14 protein-coding genes and 1 pseudogene are annotated in these 17970 nt (G+C 49.8%); 2 read left to right on the top strand and 13 right to left on the bottom strand.

Annotated features, from left to right (window positions below; genetic code table 11):
• Window positions 1-149: 149 nt before the first annotated feature.
• From IPL44_03780 to dprA, 6 genes are all read right to left on the bottom strand, one after another.
• Complete coding sequence (locus IPL44_03780) at window positions 150-2807, bottom strand: type IV secretion system DNA-binding domain-containing protein (protein ID QQS17389.1); 2658 nt, start codon at window positions 2805-2807, stop codon at window positions 150-152.
• Between the two features lie 48 nt (window positions 2808-2855).
• Window positions 2856-3092, bottom strand: a complete 237-nt coding sequence (locus tag IPL44_03775; protein QQS17388.1) for a hypothetical protein — start codon at window positions 3090-3092, stop codon at window positions 2856-2858.
• 6 nt (window positions 3093-3098) lie between these two features.
• A complete protein-coding gene (locus tag IPL44_03770; GenBank protein ID QQS17387.1) occupies window positions 3099-4145 on the bottom strand; it encodes a hypothetical protein in 1047 nt (348 codons plus the stop codon).
• Between the two features lie 198 nt (window positions 4146-4343).
• A complete protein-coding gene (gene topA / locus IPL44_03765) occupies window positions 4344-6791 on the bottom strand; it encodes a type I DNA topoisomerase (GenBank protein QQS17386.1) in 2448 nt (815 codons plus the stop codon).
• A 49-nt stretch (window positions 6792-6840) separates the two neighbouring features.
• Entirely contained in the window at window positions 6841-7179 is a 339-nt protein-coding gene (locus IPL44_03760) for a hypothetical protein (GenBank protein ID QQS17385.1), read from the bottom strand.
• Between the two features lie 45 nt (window positions 7180-7224).
• The gene (gene dprA, locus IPL44_03755; protein QQS17384.1) at window positions 7225-8145 is read right to left on the bottom strand and encodes a DNA-protecting protein DprA; all 921 of its coding nucleotides are present in this window, start codon (window positions 8143-8145) and stop codon (window positions 7225-7227) included.
• 485 nt (window positions 8146-8630) lie between these two features.
• Between dprA and IPL44_03750 the strand changes: the two genes are divergently transcribed.
• Entirely contained in the window at window positions 8631-9440 is an 810-nt protein-coding gene (locus IPL44_03750) for a hypothetical protein (protein QQS17383.1), read from the top strand.
• A 16-nt stretch (window positions 9441-9456) separates the two neighbouring features.
• Here the strand turns inward: IPL44_03750 and IPL44_03745 are convergent, their stop codons facing one another.
• The 3 genes and pseudogenes from IPL44_03745 to der all read right to left on the bottom strand — a co-directional run bounded on the left by IPL44_03745 (window position 9457) and on the right by der (window position 12375).
• Entirely contained in the window at window positions 9457-10029 is a 573-nt protein-coding gene (locus IPL44_03745) for an aminoacyl-tRNA hydrolase (protein ID QQS17382.1), read from the bottom strand.
• 27 nt (window positions 10030-10056) lie between these two features.
• The gene (locus IPL44_03740; GenBank protein ID QQS17381.1) at window positions 10057-10974 is read right to left on the bottom strand and encodes a hypothetical protein; all 918 of its coding nucleotides are present in this window, start codon (window positions 10972-10974) and stop codon (window positions 10057-10059) included.
• Window positions 10975-10984: 10 nt separating this feature from the next.
• A pseudogene (der, locus tag IPL44_03735) lies at window positions 10985-12375 on the bottom strand (ribosome biogenesis GTPase Der).
• Between the two features lie 86 nt (window positions 12376-12461).
• On the opposite strand from der, the gene IPL44_03730 reads away from it, so the two are divergent.
• Entirely contained in the window at window positions 12462-13349 is an 888-nt protein-coding gene (locus tag IPL44_03730) for a hypothetical protein (GenBank protein ID QQS17380.1), read from the top strand.
• Here IPL44_03730 and IPL44_03725 read toward each other — a convergent pair.
• From IPL44_03725 to IPL44_03710, 4 genes are read right to left on the bottom strand one after another with little or no spacing between them, the layout of a single operon-like run.
• A complete protein-coding gene (locus IPL44_03725) occupies window positions 13346-14911 on the bottom strand; it encodes a hypothetical protein (protein QQS17379.1) in 1566 nt (521 codons plus the stop codon). The genes IPL44_03730 and IPL44_03725 overlap by 4 nt on opposite strands.
• Window positions 14912-14922: 11 nt before the next feature.
• On the bottom strand, window positions 14923-15600 hold the full coding sequence (locus IPL44_03720; protein ID QQS17378.1) for an rRNA pseudouridine synthase: 678 nt from the start codon (window positions 15598-15600) through the stop codon (window positions 14923-14925).
• A 12-nt stretch (window positions 15601-15612) separates the two neighbouring features.
• On the bottom strand, window positions 15613-16698 hold the full coding sequence (locus IPL44_03715; GenBank protein QQS17377.1) for a response regulator: 1086 nt from the start codon (window positions 16696-16698) through the stop codon (window positions 15613-15615).
• Window positions 16699-16747: 49 nt separating this feature from the next.
• The gene (locus tag IPL44_03710; protein QQS17376.1) at window positions 16748-17968 is read right to left on the bottom strand and encodes a PAS domain-containing protein; all 1221 of its coding nucleotides are present in this window, start codon (window positions 17966-17968) and stop codon (window positions 16748-16750) included.
• Window positions 17969-17970 lie beyond the last annotated feature (2 nt).

Raw genomic sequence — 17970 nt, 5'->3', positions numbered from 1 at the left:
TGCCCAGAAATATAAGAGACTATCGTAAATTTAGAGTGTTGTCACTACCGCTGGTAAAGGTTGGTGGTGGCGGTAGGCCTTCCCCGCTATTGCTATTTTCGGCGGTAGTCGTTTTTTTGCGACGAGAACGGGATCGTTTGCGTTTCGGTTTATCCGGCAGGGCTGTTTCGGTCGTGGTACTGGCGTGATTGGTTTATTTCAGGAGCTACCTCGACGCCTTTTTCTGTCTGATCTGCGCCAAAAGCCGGAGTCTGACTCGATTCAGCTGCCGTCTGAGCAGCCATAATGAGCGAGCCGAGATTTTGTGAAGAAGTATTGCCCGATGGTGAAGTCGCAGCGGGAGCTTGCGCTGCGGTGTTCGCCTTGGCATCGGCGCGACGAGCCGCCCTGCTCTGGAGGTTGATTGGCGGCACGATAGCCTCGGCGATCTTGACCTCGACCTCGGCGCGCGGCTTGGCATAGTGTTCCCGCGTATTCTCGACAATTTGCGGCAAATAATCGACCTGAGCTGGTGGCAATTTCAACGTCGTCCCACTAAAGGCTGGCGTTTTCTCGCCTTGAATCATCATGCTGGTGACAAAGTGTCGGTTGTTCATCTGCAAGATATCGGCAGCCTCGAACTGCGGTGCGAATTGTTGGGCTAGCGACGGTGCATCCTCGGGGCTGACGCGCATGCTGATCATAGTGCCGACGTTGCCGAATACGGCGTCACGGACATTTTCCGACATCTGTGAAACGTACTGGTTAGCAACGGTCAGGTTCAGTCCGTATTTGCGCGCCTCGGATAAAATCACGGCAAATGAATCGGTGGCAAAGTTCTGGAACTCGTCGACGTAGAGATAGAACGGTCGCCGATCCTCGACATTTGGAATGTCGCTGCGACTCATGGCGGCGAGCTGGATTTTCGTCACGAGGAACGATCCTAGGATAGCTGCGTTGTCTTCGCCGATCAGACCTTTTGAGAGGTTGACGACCAGAATCTTGCCTTCGTCCATGATCTGGCGGATGTTAAAGGTGCTCTTTGGCTGGCCGATGATATTTCTAATGATTGGGTTAGCGACAAAGGCGCCGACTTTATTTAACACAGGAGCAATGGCCTCAGCGACAAACTTATCATTCCAAGACGCAAACTCCACCCGCCAGAATTGGAGAACCACCGTATCTTTGACTTCGGCGAGAACTTGATTTCGGAATTTTTTGTCGGTTAGCATCCTGGTGATATCGAGCATGGTAGTATTTGGGTACTCTAATAGCGCTAGTATGGTATAGCGCAGGATATATTCCAAGCGCGGTCCCCAAGATTCGCCGAACATACGTTTTAGTACACCGATGATTTCTGAGCTGATGTTGTTGCGCTGCGACGGGTCGTAGACTTCCATGGGGTTAAAGCCCAAAGGATACGCTGTATCGGCAGGGTTAAAGTAGACAACGTCCTGAATGCGATTTGCTGGTACGAATCGGAGATTGTCCACCGCAAAGTCTCCGTGCGGATCAATGATAGCGTAACCTTGTTTATGATAAACATCCGATAATGCTAAGAGTTCTAACAGCCCGGATTTTCCTGTACCGGTTTGACCAATTATGTATACATGGCGCGAGCGATCGCTGCGATACATGCCAAATTGCTGCTGCAAGCCGCGGAAATTGGTTAGTCCAAAAGCACTAATCTGATCATCATGACTATGCTCGCCAGTTAGTAGCGGTAGTTTGGTTGGCGGTTCGGCGGTTTTGCTGTTAGCCCAGACGACGTTTGGCGTCTCAACGTTAGTGTGCGGCAAGTGAAAGACACTGGCTAACTCTTCGATATTCAATACGAAACCATTATCCGGGAAATAGCGGGCTGAGTATTTTTGCAGGTCTTCCCTCTTGAACGAAGGATTTGACTCCAGGCGAAAACCATTTAGATTAGTTGAATTAAATTGCTTAAAGGCACTAGCAACGGCATTAATTTGGGCACGAGCTGAATCCGGACTGGAGCCTAAGTAGGCTAAGCGAATCTTGACCTCATAACCAAGTTTTTGTGATTTTTTCTCAGCTTCGGCTACTCTAGTTTTATCGCGCTCGCTCATCTCGCGCGTTGTCGTTGAACCGGGGCCGCCTTCCGGTGGTTTCCAGAGGGCTTCGATAATCTGAGCAAACCAAACCCACCCACCGCTATTGGTAGTAGTACCAAAACCTGACTTTAATCTCGCGATGAATCTGGACGCCCGAGCATGCCAGTCATCAGCTATTGGCCGGGCTAGAATCTGAAACCAAATTTCTTCGTCTTGTTTAGAAAGCTTGGATAACGCCGCCGTAATACCTGCCAAAGGATCAACTTCGAAGCTTTGAAAAGTTTTGATTGGCAGAAATTCATTATCAGTTAAAACTAACTCGGCAACAGCTACGACTGGATGATCCCCGCTGCTGGCGGCATAATCTTCGCTAGCTTCGTAAATCTGTACCGTTGGATACTGCGCATAAATCTGACCTTCGACAAAGTTCTGGAGGTGTTTGGGGACTCGTACATAAAAACGGATTTGATTAGCGACGCTAGCAATCTCAAAGCTTAGGTGCTCCTGAATGCCCCCGCTCATCTGCAGTTCTTTTTTGTCGCGCAGTATACCATGCAAACTGGCAAATAACTGTTCAGCCGCTAGTTCCTTTTTATCATTATTGCGTGGGATTTCTAGGGTCAACAGCACATAGTCATAGGTGTCGATAACCTTAGCTTTGCGATAGTTTTGCCAAGTCATAAAGGCTAGTATGGCTGTTAGCGGCAACCAGATGTACCACTGTAATAAGAATTGAAAAAGCCATTCAATCATTCTCTAATAGTTATATCACATCAGAGGTGAAAACGCAAGAGGTTATGTCTATGCGTCCAGAGCGTTGTGATCGGCCTCGGATTGAGGTGGTAGAATCTCTGTGCTCAGAGCTTTGTCGGCCAGCGGTTTTGTTTGAGGATGAACCTCGACAGGCCTTCGATACTCTTCGGGCAAGAAATCGTCATCAAGCGGAGGCCTTGAGCCTCCACCGCCTATGCCCCACAGCTCCAACGAGCCTGTTTTTGATGAGTCAAATGGTTTATCCTCGTAGAGTGGTTTAGCCATGGTTGATTACTCCTTTATTTCGTCTAATGCGTATTGAGCTTTGGCGACACGTTTAAATTCCGGTTTATTTTGTAAATTCAATAGGATAGTAGCTTCACGAACCTGACGGATTTTTAGAACACGACGAACAATTTCCTCGCGATGTAGCGGGCTTTCCTTTTCTAAGATACGGCGAATAACATCGGTAATTGAACCAGCTTCGTAGCCCCACTCAGACAAAGCATAAATACCTCGGCCGACCAAAACGAATCGGTTGTCCTTTATCAGCTCATTATGAATTGCCTGTTCAGTTACATTGTTGCGACGGAAATTCTGGGATTTAACAGCGGCAGCAATGTCAGCAAAGTGCGTTGGTTTGCCAGCTTGCTTTAGTACGATATAGATTTTGTCGCGAATATTGCGAGGATTAACTAACGGCCATTTAATCAGGCCCCATAGTCCATCGAGACTGGCGATTTGTTTGCTAATACTAGCCATAGCGGTCACTTGATCCGGATGTTCGTAGCCGCTGACGAGTGCGAATAATCCGTCACGATCCACTGGCTGACCGTGCTTTTTCAGGGCAGCGACAATGGCGTCAACGGCCTGCTTGATAACTTTGTCATCTTTTTCATTGCTCAGTACGACGGCTGGATAATAACGATCATTTTCAGAGGTAACAACGGTCTTTTCGGACAGTTCAGCGAGCAAGCTCACGATGCCGCGTGATTTGATATCGGTGCTACCAAGGAGCTTGTCGGCGAGCACTTCGATACGTGCAGCGCGGTTGAGTTCGTGGAGCGATTTAACGAGTTCGACTTCGGCGGCATCAAAGGCAGGGTTTTTGCCGTCGTCGAGGCTGATTTTGGCCCGGATCAGAGTGGCTTTCTCGATCTGGCGGACACGTTCGCGGGTGATACCGAGAGTTTCACCAACAGATTCCAACGTTTCTTTTGCGCCAGTCAATCCAAAGCGTCGTTCTACGACCTCTCGTTCGCGGGGTCGGTCGATCACGTCGAGCACTTTGCTCGCGACTTCTTCGAATTGTTTTCCAGTAGCAGGCGCATCAGCCATGTTATCTCCTTCGCATTATTTGAATAATTTAACTGTAATTTTTCCCACGTTATCCCTATTATACGACAAACTTTTCTTTTAGGCAAGGTTTTTGTTTTAGCGTATCAAGTTAACGTTTTTTGTGATGTAAATTGCTAAAACAATATTTATTATTACAAATAAAGTCAATATTGACAACATTAAACACAGAGTGTGAAATTATTTTTTAGAAAAACGGCGACGTTTCGGTTTATCCGGTGCAGCGTCGATCAAGGCCCTTGCCTCCTCGGGGGTGATCGAACTCGGTTCACGATCCTTTGGTATCTTGGCATTTTTGGTGCCATCGGTAATATAGGGGCCATAACGACCTTTGAGGATCTTGATACCGTTATCGAACTCGGCGATGTTCTTTTCAGCCTCATCCTTTAGCTTTTCGGCGTAGAGTTCGAGCGCACGTTTCAGTGTGATATCGTGAGGGTCATCGGTTTTGAGGCTGACATAGAGTGGCTTGGTTTTGGTGGTTTTGGTGCCGATTTGCAGGAATGGACCAAAGCGGCCGACGTTAGCGCGGATATCTTGCCCATCAGTGGTTTGACCCAGGACACGCGGTAGTTTAAAGGCTTCGAGGGCTTGTTCCAGCGTGATAGTGTCGATAGTTGTACCTTTTGGCATGTTGGCAAACTGCGGTTTTTTGTCTGGATTGCTACCATCACCCATCTGGACCATCGGACCAAAGCGCCCAACGCGGGTCAGGATGACCTCGCCAGATTTGGGATCAATGCCCAGTTCTCTCGCCTGGGCTACCTGCGAACGGTCGATAGTGCCGGACTGGTCGATTTTTTGGTGGAATGGGTCGTAGAACTCGCGCAACATAGTGGTTTTGTCTAGTTTGTCGGCGGCGATTTCGTCTAAATTGGTTTCGACCTGAGCCGTAAAGTCGTAATCAACGATGTTATCGAAATAATTGCCGAGAAAGTCGCTGACGACGGTGCCGGATGAGGTTGGGATCAATTTGCCTTTGGTAGCGCCAGTTTTTTCGGTGACGATGGTGCGCTGGACCGATGGATCACTGCTCTGTGCTAGTAAACCATTCTCGGAACGCGATTCAAGCCCGTCGTTACGGGTTTCGTCGCTGGTGCTGAGCCCGTCGCTCAGAGCCTCCTCTAACGGCTTACCTAGCACATTCTTTGGCCATGCCAGCTCAATAACTTCCCTCTCAACCCCTTCGCCGTCGCCTTTTTCGGCGTAGCCACGGGTTTGAATGGTGTTGATAATCGTGGCGTAGGTGGATGGGCGGCCAATACCGAGCTCCTCGAGCTTTTTGACGAGTGAACCTTCGGTGTAGCGGGCTGGTGGTCTGGCAAAAGTCTGTCGAGCGACGATCTGCTTGACCTGTAACTCATCGCCAGCTGCTAGGCTCGGTAATAATTCGTCTTTGGCGGTGCCGTACATTTTGAGGAAGCCGTCAAATAGCACGACTTCGCCTTTGGCGGTGAATGTTTCAGTATGGCCGCTAATAGTGATCGTGGCAGTAGTACGTTCGAGCTTGGCGCTAGCCATTTGGGAGGCTAGTGTGCGGCGACGAATCAGATCGTATAATTTCTGAGCGCGTGGTTCGGCGTCAACGGTTTCCCGGGCGATATCAGTCGGTCGGATGGCTTCGTGGGCTTCTTGGGCGCCAGAGGATTTAGTTTTATACTTGCGGACCTGATGATAATTTGATCCGAATGCCGAGGAAATATAATTGCCGATACTGCCGAGAGCTTGATTTGACAGGTTCAAAGAATCGGTACGCATATAGGTAATCAGACCAGCCTGGTACAGTGCCTGAGCGGCACTCATGGTGGTGCGAGCACCGTAGCCGAGGCGGGCGTTGGCGTCTTGTTGCAGGGTTGAGGTCGTGAACGGCGGCAAAGGATTTCGGCTGGCGGGTTTGGTTTCGATATCGCTGATAGTGAATTCCGCCCCTGATAATGACTCTAGAAAAGTGCTGGCCGACGACTCATCGTCGAACTCGGTCGATAATGTCGCCTTGAATAGATTAGCGTTTTTTGCAAACTCCCCGGTGATCTTGAAGGTAAAGTTGCTCTCGAAAGCGGCAATTTCGCGCTCGCGCTCGACGAGCAATCGAACGGCTGGGCTCTGGACGCGGCCGGCCGATTTACCACCAGGGACTTTACGCCAGACGACCGGGCTGAGTTCGAATCCGACCAGTCGGTCGAGAATTTGCCTGGCTTGTTGCGCCTGGACGAGATTCATATCGACGGTGCGTGGCTCTTTGATAGCTGCCTGGATAGCGCTTTTCGTGATCTCGTGAAAGACGATGCGATTGGTTTTGGTCGGATCGAGACCCAATACTTCGCAGAGATGCCAGGCAATCGCCTCTCCTTCGCGGTCTTCGTCAGTGGCGAGCCAGACGGTACTCGCCTCGCTGGCGAGCTTTTTCAGTTCCGTGACGGTCTTTTTCTTTTCAGGGTCGATTTCATAAACAGTTTCAAAGTTGTGGTCTGTATCAATCGGCGGCTGACCCTTGCTGGTTTTTTTCGCGATACTACGAATGTGGCCAATACTGGATTTAACGGTAAAGTCTGAGCCGAGATAGCCAGCGATGGTTTTAGCTTTGGCTGGGGACTCGACAATGACTAAATTGCTTATAGTTTTCGGCATACGCGCCCCAGTGTAACGTAAAAATTAGCTTTGCGCAAATAAAATTCAATTATTTGCGGTGTAGGTGGGTAATGTCGCGAATTGCATCGAGTGCTAACCGGGCGCTATCGACATCGGGAAAATTAGCGGTGAGATGAAAGTAATTACCTTCGTTCCGTATCGTACCGCCACTAGAACCGTTGGCTCTTAGGGTTGCGATAACGGCCGCGCGGTACATTTGGTAGATGCCTTTCTGTTGCAGGACAACCGCTCCAGTGATCGGTGACTCGGTGATAGCATTCGGTCGGCGTCCGGTAGTAGCCTCCGAAAAATCATCAGCATTCAATATTCCGCTAGCTTTTCTAGAGGCGATAGGATGCTTGCCATGCGGAGTCTGTTTCTTTGCCATATCTTTTCATTATATAATTTTTAATGATTTATGTCAAATAAGAGGTTATGCTAATGTCCACCGATTAGCGCCCAGGGGGCGGATACGGGCGTTGAGTTCGAGTATGGTCAGGGCGATGTTGTAGTTGCTAGGGCTCAGTTTCGTGGCGGTAAGGATGTCGTCGCCATCGCTGAGACCGCGGGCGATAGCTTGCAATATGGCGGTTTCGGCGTCAGTGGTACCGATGAGCTGGTCGAGCGGAGTTGTCGCAGCAGTCTGTGGATCTGCGAGCAGCGCCATGGCCGTTTGGTTATGTCGGCTGGCATGTATAGAGCGGAGTTTCTCGAGGATATCATCGACGGATAATACTGGTTCGGCACCTTGGGCGATCAGGCGGTTGCAGCCGATCGATAATGGCGAGGTGATATTGCCGGGTACGGCCATCAGATCTTTATTTTGGGTCAAGGCATGCGCAGTAGTATTCATGGTGCCAGATCGTTCGCCGGCCTCGACCACCACAACGACATCGCTCAGAGCCACAATGAGACGGTTGCGCTCTAGAAAGTTCCACCGCCGCACGGCTGCATCGGGTTCATATTCAGATATGATGGCCCCGCCCTTCTCTACGATTTCGCGGGCCAATAGACTATTAGAATGAGGGTGGATATTATCGAGACCGTTGCCGATGACCGCGATTGTCGTGCCGCTAGCGTCTAGGGCGCCGCGTGCGGCGAGCGCGTCGTGTCCGAGTGCTAGTCCGCTAACAATAACGACGCCGCGAGCTGCTAGCGCCGAGGCTAATTTCAGGGTAACACTGCGACCATATTCGGTCGGTTTGCGTGAGCCAACGATAGCGACCGAGGGTCGTTCACTCCAGTTTTCCGGTATTTCGCCCATATACCAAATGGTAGTTGCAGGATTGTCAATAACAGATACACGCTGAAGAAATTTATGATTCAGGGGTGATATTTGCTTGACCTTATTCATGATTTATTCAAAAAGTGTTGACAAATAAAACTTAAAGTGCTACAATGTCTAACGTTATCGTGCGATTATCGTACGAGAAGCACCTTATACCCCCATTTTAACATAATCAATTTATGTTAGGCTACGCGCGGATGAAAGTATCTACCCTCCACTTTCGTCACCTAGTTTGCACGACAATTACGGCGTGCGGGCGCCAAACGGTGACAAAATCGGCGCGTATCTAACCCCTTTGACCGGCGGACCCCAAGTGTGAGGTGGGTCGCGCTTGAACCTAGTTCTACCCAGTCGGGTGCGTCGAAGGGTCACATAACCGCCAGCGATGCCCACCCTTGCTGGCGGTTTTTTGATTACAGAAATCGCAGCTCCGCCAACATTTGAATGGCGGTTTTTTGATTTTTCAGTAAGCATCGCGCGATGCCGACCGATAACTCGGCGGTTTTGATTGACAAAAATACAATTTAGTTGTAATATCTATACTAGATTAAATGAAAGGTGTTGTCTTGGCTGAGAGTGAGCGATCTAGCGCCAGTAGAGAGACGGCTTATGATAATTGGCTGCGTATTCTAAAGACTCCGGATGAACGGGCGTGGGCTCGAGGCTTTGGCATGCCGGCGGTCGCGCAGCTGTTAGATCTGAAAACGACTAGAGTCAATCATATGTGGTCGTGGCTACAGAATCTCAATGTAGCCGATACTGAGTCGCCCAGCCGTACTTTTGAGGAAATTAGTCGTCTAGCTATGATGCAACGCCTGGGTCGCGGCGGTCGTTCGCCTGCTACGAGAGAAGGCATCAAGCAGATCGTTCATAAGGATCTACAAGTCCACCAGGCCGATTCGGTTGTGATTGGCGGACGCATAGGGCCGGAATGGCTCAGAGTCATCAATTCTGGTGATGAAGCTCCAGGGTTCAATTCTGGCGTAGTAGAAATTATAAATCGGCAGCACCTAGTGGATTTGTCATTGCGTGCTGTCGAGCTAGCCTTGCCGACCGAGGTATTATCTGACGTAGCGCCAGAGTCTACTGATACTAGCGAGAAGCCAGTTGAGCCGATCAATAATCGGCTGTCGATCGGCGATCTGAGGCGCAGCGTTAGAGCACATATTGCGATGGGCGGTGATTGGGCTGAGTTATTGGAGCGAGCCGGTGTCCCAGATGAGCTGACCGGAAATATGCTGCAGCTACTAGTGAGCAGCAATCTGTCGGAGCTGAGGGCTAAAAAGATACTAACTAGTATCGGGGCTGATCCGTCAGGTACGGCAAGTTTGCACCGCATAGCAGCTATTGTGGGTGAATAACCAAAGACTATTATATTTAGGCTGAATAAGTCGTTTCAAAGAACGTGCCGCCGATAAAATCGCTAACGATATGTTGAACTTGTGGCTCGAGTTTAGCGAGGAGTTCTATCTCGCTAGCTGCGGGACGTGATAGGACGTGATCACGATGGTCAGTTGGCCTGGCGTCGCCATTATTCCCGGCGACTTGACCACTGCCGATACGAACCCTGGCAAAATCTGGACCAATATGTGCAATCAGACTCTTGATACCGTTATTACCAGCATCACTGCCGCCGCGGCGCGTTCGGAGCGACCCGATCGGTAGCGCTATTTCATCATGAATCGTCACAATGTCGTTATTCTCAATATGATAAAAATCCTTGATTTTGCGCGTCGCTTCGCCGGATAAATTATAATACGTCGTAGGCTTGGCGAGGATTACTTTTTCGCCATTAATAGTATATTCGGCAATATCGGCAGTAAATTTCGGTTTATGCACCCAGGTTGCTCCGACTGCGTTTGCAATATGATCGAGCATGATCCAGCCAAAATTATGACGCGTGCGGGCGTATTCGTTGCCGGGATTACCGAGACCAATGATCAATTTCATATATCTATTCTACTACAGTGGCTGCTATCAATCTATCGTTCGGTCGGCATCGGTCCAGTCGCAAACAGGTGGATGTATGAGATTAGATAGCGGCGCATAACGCTCGATGACCTCGCCCCTGCCGTTAGTGGACAAGAGTTTTATACATAAACTAGCGATGTTGGGCTGGTGGTCAGTATCGAGTTCCTCAATCATGACTAGGCCAGAGAACATACCTTTGATAGTGGTCTCTGAGGTGTTATCCGATAAACACAGGCCGGTGACAAAAGGCATATCCGCTGGTGGAGCTGTAAAATAGCGACGTGGTGATAGCTCCATGATGCGATTTTTGTAAATGACATTATAGGCGGCTATTTCCTCGTCATCCCTAATAGCGTCAGCTGTTTCACGGATCTGATCTAATCGGTCTAGATCAGAAAGGCTGATACGATTGACCGCTAGGGACATCATGCGGTGAGCCTTGGCTGCCAGATGATCTGTGTAGGCTTTGTCGGTATAATCGACTACAGACTCGATTTTTATAGCTGTGCCATACTGCAGATTTAACAGATCGCCTTTTTCGGTTACGATTTCAGCCGTAGCAGTTTGACTACCGTCTGGATTAGTGACGATACTCGACTCTGGCCAAAATACTAGGTGTAGTTTGTCGTCAATGATGGCTGGTCGTTGGAACACGGCTGGACAATCGAAGACGCCAGTAGCGCTATCGGGGTTCCAATTGGCTCGGCCGTCTAATAATTGCCCGTAACAGGTGAGATCAAAGGTTCGCCCGCTCCAGTCGAGCAATAGATCAGCCAGCTGGTCCTCGGCGTCTTCGTAGTCGCCGACATGGTATAGCGTTACGATGTGATTGACAGTCTCTGTAGTGTTATCACTATTGAGGATTTCTAGAGGAGATCCTTCGTGGGTCCGATCTTGGTCGCTTCTGTCTTTTGGAAATTCCATCGTATTTGATCTATTGGTCGTCTTTGGTCTGTTTGTAGGCTTTGGTTACAGGTTCAAGGCCCTGAGCAGTACGTTCTTTGTTGGCCTTGATTTGTTTCTCGTCGCGGAAACTGAATTTGATTGGCGTGCCGCCGAAACCAAACTCCTCGCGGAACTGGCGCTCGATGTAGCGTTTGTATGACCAGTGGATAAATTTGAAATTGCTGCCATAGATGACGAACCAAGGTGGATTATGATCAGTTTGGACAATATAGCGGAATTTCGGATGAGTGTTTTTTAGACCAGCTGGCGGATGACGTAGGATAGCTTTTTGCAACAAATCGTTTAGTTTGCGGGTCTTGATCGTGCGGTTACGTTCGGTAGCAATTTGGCTAACTAGTTCAAATAATTTTGAAACGTTCTGTCCAGTTACGGAGCTGGTGAAAATCAATGGCGCCCACGGCACGAAATCGAAGTTTGCAATAATTTGTGGTGCCAGCGCGTCACGAGTAAAGGCGTCTTTGCCTTCGACGCTGTCCCATTTGCTAACCACTATGACGAGACCTTTGCCGGCTTCGGCGATCATGCCAGCGAGCTTTTGATCGATACCGGTGCTCAGTTCGTTGACGTCCATGAGGAGCAAGCAAATATCGGCCTCGTCATCGCTACAGTGCGCAGCACCGAGAATTTTTCAATACCACGTTCGATCTTGCCAGAACGACGCACACCAGCTGTGTCGAGCAGTTCGATAGCTTGACCGTGATAGCGGACAGAGACGCGGTTCACATCGCGGGTAGTGCCAGCGATGGGTGCGACGATGGCCTGCTGTTTGCCGGCAAGGCGATTGAACAGATGAGATTTACCGACATTTGGTCGACCGATCAGGGCGATTCGGAGGATATCGTCCTCCTGGACTTCTTTGGCTTTTGGCAGGGTTTCGGCTAGCTGGTCGACGAGTCGGCGGACACCGCTGTTATGCTCGGCGCTAATCGGCACGATATTTTTAATGCCGAGGCGACGAAATTCGTCAGCCGGCAGGCTCTCTTTCAAATCAGTTTTGTTGACGGCTAGAAAGGTTGGTTTCTGTCCACGTAGGATCTTTTTGGCGAGGTCACGGTCTTTTTGGTCGGGGTAATTGGTGCTATCAATAACCAATACGATGGCGTCGGCTAGTTCGATAGCATCGGCGATTTGGTCTTGGATCGAGGCTTCAAATTCATCCTCGGCAGGTTTGAGGCCGGCGGTATCGACGACTCTAAACTGACGGTCACCGAGGTCAACAGTGCCGATGACGTTATCGCGCGTTGTGCCAGCTTCGGCGGCAACAATCGCCTGTTTCGAGCGTACGAGTCGGTTAAATAGCGAAGACTTTCCCGCATTTGCGTGGCCTACGATAGCAACAGTCGGTAATTTACTCGCCATAATATGGGTATAATTGTACCAGAACCAGCGGATATTTTCAAGAGGTAAATATTGACTAATTAGCATAAATATGATAAAATGGTAAGATGAACTTTATCTCGAAACAAGCCAGAGCAGATAAAAGGTTGTTAGATGACAGCTGCTCAGAGGCGGCGAGCCTGCTCGGGGCGGCCCGGGAGACCGCCCCACCCCAGTTGAGGGAGCGCATAGGTCGAATAGAAACGTATCTTAATAGGCTAGAGATTCCTAATAATAATCATGGTCGTATCGAACTTTCTAGGCGTCAAATCGCTAGAGAGGCATTGCCAATGATGACATTGAGGCGCGATCATGAGGTCATGGTGTTTGGTGATTCGTCGGTGTATATGGGTGGGGAGCAGCAATCTAATCATAGCGATTGGTTAAAAACGTACGAAGTGGCTGTCGATCCTGATGTATTAGTGAGAAACGCTATTGCAGAAATTAGGCAGAAAACATTTAGTGCAGGACGTATTGTTTCAGATCCTAGCCGTAAAGCATCTGGAGAGTTGACGGTTGATGCTATGGCGGTGATGCCAAAAACGACAATCGACGTACCAACTAATTGGGGTCCGATAGCCTATGAACTACGCATGAATCCCGGAGTAACAGTATTCAAGCATGCTTTTTTGCCGGGTCGCGATCCACTAGAGTTGATATTGCTTCATGAGCTAGCTCATGTGCAGCAGATTATTGATGAGCCAGCGATGGCGACGTTTGATTCAGATCATAGTCTGCGTCATCGATATACGATAGCAGAGATAGATGCCTATAGATTTGTGTATGATGTTATGCGTCGGGCCTATCAATCGAGCGTATCGCGCTGGGCCGGTAATGAGAGCCTTAAAACCCTACCAGCAGCCAAAGACGGACTATTGATGGACGAGTTGACCGAAGGCTTGCCATTTGACGAGATTCCTGAACTAGTACTAGATGATGTCGCCAAGATATTCTAGAAACTATCTTTTTTAGCACTGAGAAAGCTGCCCCATTGCCGGACAAAACCAAGGATGGTTTTGAGCGGCAGCTCGACGAACATATCGAGAAAGCGCGAGATGATATTGAACTGGGCGTAGGTTTCGCTAATGCGGCGGCCGACAGCGACGAATGGCATATAGAGGAAATCGCGGAGCATAGTAACGCTGGTCTGGGCTTCTTCGCCGACCTCGATTTCGCGAATAGCCCGAGACAAGCGGAAGCCGAGGAAGCTAGCTGTGCTGATGAAGAAGAAGAATATACCTAGATGGATCCATTCAAATCGTGCATATTGGACCAATAGATAGCCGAATCCACCGAAAACGGCAATGATAGCCAATGCATAGGCAATATTATAGCCGGCGCTAAATTTCTTTTTCGGTCGAACGCCGAGGAATGGTTTGGTCGGGACTGGCTCGAACAAGATCCGCGTAATTTCGCGGTGCAAGGCGCGCGTGTTTTCAGCTGATGGCATGAGGAGCGTTAAACGCAAAGCGATCATATAGAGTGGCGGAGTCAGCAAGTTAACAGATAGCGCAAGCCACCCGATGTGACCATTAACCATCAGATCGTACGGCACTTCGATACCAACACCGATGATAAATTTGGTGATAATCAGGAATATAACACTACGAAAAATACCGCGGCTGATACTCTCACTGACGCTGGTGTATGATTCAGAAATAGCAGAATCATAAGGTCCGAGAAACGCTTTTTCGCTGAGCATGTGGTCGGCCAATTTGTCATTGCCGTTCATACTGCGGAGCAAAATACGTAAGGGCGCACCGTGGCGATCGACGAGATGTTTGACTCGTTCGAGCGCCGGATTGGTGAATACTTGATCAATCTGAGTATTGAATTTGGCAAAATCAACGGCACGAGACGGCGAAATCTGGTAACGGCTGAGGAGGTTGAATCGGATAGCAGCCGAATCATTTTTGGTGAGGGCGCTGCTGACAGCGACGAATAAAATCGCCTCGTAGCTAGCGGGTTTTTTGCCGCCAAAGAACTTGTCGGCGTCAATGGCGCTGAGGAAATAATTATAGGCTAGATCGGTGAACGCTAGACCCAATCGATGGTCGCGTAGCTGCGCCTCGATGGCAGCCGCCATCGGCTCCAGCGTCCAGCGCTCGACCGTGTCGCGCGGGAAACGTTCTAGCAATTTTTTGCGGGTGGTTGAATAGGCCTTGGCAATATCGGTGATTGAATCGATGACAGCTAGTGGAATACTATCGTTTTCCAGATAGCCAGCCAACGTGAGCTCGGTGACGAGTTCGGTGCCAGCATCGCGCAGGCTGCTGTTGTCTGGGGTTAAATAGGCTCGTTTGAAAAAGCGGCGCACCGCCCGTTCCAGCAATAATTTCTCGTCGGCGTTTTCCGAAGCATTGCGTAGGCTCTCGTAGAGAAAGGTTAGCCCAGCTCCGGCGGTAGAAACGTGGAGTTTCTCGGCAGTTTCGAGCGCAGACTGCTCGCGTTTTTTCGTATCGTTGATAGCCCGTAACTGATCGGCGAATTGGCGTGCTAAAAGATTGGGCTCTCGCATAGCGTGTATAATTATATCACTTTATCGAGTTTTTTCCACTGCCCTGGCTTTAAGCTGCCTAACGTAACGTTGCCGAAATGTGTTCGGTGTAACTTGACGACGGTGTAGCCTAGGGCTCGAAACGTGCGACGAATCTGGCGATTGCGACCTTCGCTCATGGTGACGCGCCATTTGAGTCGTCGATCGTCTAGACTTTCGAGCAGTAATTTTGATTTACCGTCCTCGAGATCGACGCCAAAGTCAGAAATCATCTGTTGGTGCAAGGGTTCTAATGGGCAGTCGAGCTGAATCTCATAGATCTTAACTTTGACAAATTTGGGATGAGTCATGCGAAAAGCAAAATCCCCATCATCGGTCAGCAAAATTAGACCAGAGCTGTTTTGATCTAGACGTCCGACGGTTTTGAGCTGATGGAGCTCGGGCGGCAGTAGTTCATACAAAGTTCGGGCATCGCGAGCCTGGGCGCGCCGGGAGCTGACGTAGCCGACTGGCTTGTTCAGCATGACGACGGTAGATTCGGCGGGTAGGTGCAGCTCTTTGTCATCGAGATAAACAGCGGTATTGTCGGGCGCGCGGTCGCCAATCGTGGCGGTTCTCTGATCTATGCGGACTCGCCCAGATGCAATTAACAGATCGGCTTCGCGTCGTGACTTACCAGTAGCAGTAGCTACAAATTTGTTTAATCGCATATGCCCATTCTATCACGAGCTGGCAGGAAAAGTGCTAGCAGTTTCAGTTGTAGCGGCATCGAGATCAATTACACCGTTTTGACCGATTGAGATAGCTGGCGTACCAGTTGGTTCAGCAGCCTCAACGGGTGCCGCGGTAGGAACGGTAGCGTTCATATTCAGACCCGGAGCGATTTCAACGGCTTCTTCTTTGGCGAGCAGATCATCAATATTGATTTTCGGACTCATTGAGACGCCAGTTGGTTGGATCACTTTGACACCGCCGACAGCTGGCGTAGCGCTAGGCGGTGCTGCGGCCGGAGCGGTAGGTGCTACAGGAGCGGTTGATGGCTGTTGCTGCTGTACGGTAGTCGTCGGTTCAATAACCTGAGGCGGTTGAGGCGCAACGGGTTGTGGGGCTGGTTGTGCCGGCGCTATGGGCTGAGTCTGAGCTGGCGGTTGAGTCGACGGCAATGGAATTGGTGGCAATGATTGACCGGCGGCTGGTGCTGGCGTGAATGGAGTCTGTGCCGGCGCTGGGGCCGGGTTCATGACAGTTGGAACCGAAAGAGGTGTATTTGGTAAGCTAGGCTGATCTGTGCCAGTGACGGTACTCGGAGCAGTAGCCTGGACAGGATTGAAAGCTGATTGACCCGCGGCTGGCATAGTAGCAGCTGGTACCGTAGTTGGTGCTGGGACCGGTGTTGGCGTTGCTGGATTAGCACCAGCTGGGGCGGAAGCTTGCCTGGGCGGTTCGGCTAGGACTTGCTTGACGGTGGCGACAACATCTTCGATGCCGACTTGAGATTTTACTAAATAACGGTCAGCACCGAGTGAACGGCCACGCTCCTTTTGTGATTCACCACCGAGGGCCGACATGACGATTACCTTTATATCACGAGTTTTTTCGTTAGTACGGAGCAAGTCGATCATCTCGAAACCACTAATTTTTGGCATCATAACGTCGCTCACGATCAGGTCGGGATGTTCGTTGATAGCGGAGGTCAGGGCTTCTTCGCCATCGCCAGCGCTGACGATGTCGTAACCCTCGGCTAGTAGTCTAACGCCATAAATCTCGCGCAGAGCCTTGTCGTCTTCAACCAATAGAATTTTAGTCATCTGCCCCCCATTATACTAATGTTTTTCTGCCCTGTAAAGTACACCATAATTATAATCCTTGACGCTCCCTCGCTTTTATTTCGCGGGCTTTGGCCAGAGCCTGTTCGCGGTTGAGACGATCAAATTCTACCCAAAACGTTGAACCTTGACCATATTCGCTATTCACGCCGACTCGACCACCCATATATTCGGTTAATTTTTTAATGAGATAAAGTCCTAGTCCGGTGCCGCCGATCTCGCGCGTGTCGCTGCTATCGACGCGATAGAATTTTTGGAACAGATGCGGAACGTCCTCTGACGGTATGCCGATACCGGTGTCTTTGACAGATATGCGAACCTTTTGGTTTTCCTCGCCTACTGAAACATTGATCGAGCCTTCTTTGGTATATTTGATCGCGTTGCTGATCAGATTGTCGAGGACCTCTTGGAGGTGGTCAATATCAGCGTAAATTATATACATTGGTTGCAGTTGGCCGGCTGCTTCGAACGTCAGTTTCAAGTTTTTCGCTGCTGCTTGACTCTGCAATTGATCGACCGCTTGACGTGCGGCGGCGCCAGCGTCGACTAGGATCGGGGTGTTACGCATGCGATTATCGTCGAGTTTGGTGACATCGAGGAGATCTTGGAATAGATGGCCGAGATGCTGGGCTGATTCGTGAGCTTTTTGGGCGTAGGTCAGTCCACGTGCATCGACAGTTGCGGTCGCTGGGTTAATTAGCATGCCGAGATAGCCTTCGATAATAGCGACAGGCGTGCGCATTTCGTGGCTAGCGGTGCTAACAAAATCAGATTGCTGACGGAGTTCTTTTTGCTGGGCGGTGATATCCCTGAAGGTTACTGCTACGTTTGGCCGAGTCGGCTCGTCTGAATGTTTGTCGTCTGCGTCGCTTCCGATTGGAGTGGCCTGGATACCGATCTGGATATATTTACTAGAATTGGTCTTTAGCAAGACATCGTCGAGTTTGGCCGGTCGAGCTGCGCCCATGGCAATCAAAATCGGATTGTGTTGGTTGTCGATCGGATGTTCGCTAGCGTCAAAGAATTGAAAAATACTATTAAAATTTAGCTCCAAGGCGTCTTCGACTGCCCAGCCGGTCATGTCTGCGGCAGATTTATTGAACAGCTTGATAACACCATCTCGATCAATGACTGCGACGCCATCAGAAATGGTGTTAATAACAGCATCAGACTGGCTTGCTAATCCGGAATTACCAGATTTTTTACCATGACGTTGCTTTTTCTTAAAGAAACTCTTGAACGTTTTGCCCACCT

The organism is Candidatus Saccharibacteria bacterium, from assembly GCA_016699895.1.
GTDB lineage: Bacteria > Patescibacteriota > Saccharimonadia > Saccharimonadales > Saccharimonadaceae.
Note: the sequence above shows the minus strand (reverse complement) of the source record. Positions and strands in the feature narration are given on the sequence as shown.

Excerpts from the sequence above, each read along its gene's own strand:
- topA (QQS17386.1), bottom strand. The coding sequence starts at position 6,791 with ATGCCGAAAACTATAAGCAATTTAGTCATTGTCGAGTCCCCAGCCAAA.
- IPL44_03760 (QQS17385.1), bottom strand. The coding sequence starts at position 7,179 with ATGGCAAAGAAACAGACTCCGCATGGCAAGCATCCTATCGCCTCTAGA.
- IPL44_03725 (QQS17379.1), bottom strand. The coding sequence starts at position 14,911 with ATGCGAGAGCCCAATCTTTTAGCACGCCAATTCGCCGATCAGTTACGG.
- IPL44_03780 (QQS17389.1), bottom strand. The coding sequence starts at position 2,807 with ATGATTGAATGGCTTTTTCAATTCTTATTACAGTGGTACATCTGGTTG.
- IPL44_03745 (QQS17382.1), bottom strand. The coding sequence starts at position 10,029 with ATGAAATTGATCATTGGTCTCGGTAATCCCGGCAACGAATACGCCCGC.
- IPL44_03750 (QQS17383.1), top strand. The coding sequence starts at position 8,631 with ATGAAAGGTGTTGTCTTGGCTGAGAGTGAGCGATCTAGCGCCAGTAGA.
- IPL44_03730 (QQS17380.1), top strand. The coding sequence starts at position 12,462 with ATGAACTTTATCTCGAAACAAGCCAGAGCAGATAAAAGGTTGTTAGAT.
- IPL44_03715 (QQS17377.1), bottom strand. The coding sequence starts at position 16,698 with ATGACTAAAATTCTATTGGTTGAAGACGACAAGGCTCTGCGCGAGATT.
- IPL44_03775 (QQS17388.1), bottom strand. The coding sequence starts at position 3,092 with ATGGCTAAACCACTCTACGAGGATAAACCATTTGACTCATCAAAAACA.
- dprA (QQS17384.1), bottom strand. The coding sequence starts at position 8,145 with ATGAATAAGGTCAAGCAAATATCACCCCTGAATCATAAATTTCTTCAG.
- IPL44_03740 (QQS17381.1), bottom strand. The coding sequence starts at position 10,974 with ATGGAATTTCCAAAAGACAGAAGCGACCAAGATCGGACCCACGAAGGA.
- IPL44_03720 (QQS17378.1), bottom strand. The coding sequence starts at position 15,600 with ATGCGATTAAACAAATTTGTAGCTACTGCTACTGGTAAGTCACGACGC.
- IPL44_03770 (QQS17387.1), bottom strand. The coding sequence starts at position 4,145 with ATGGCTGATGCGCCTGCTACTGGAAAACAATTCGAAGAAGTCGCGAGC.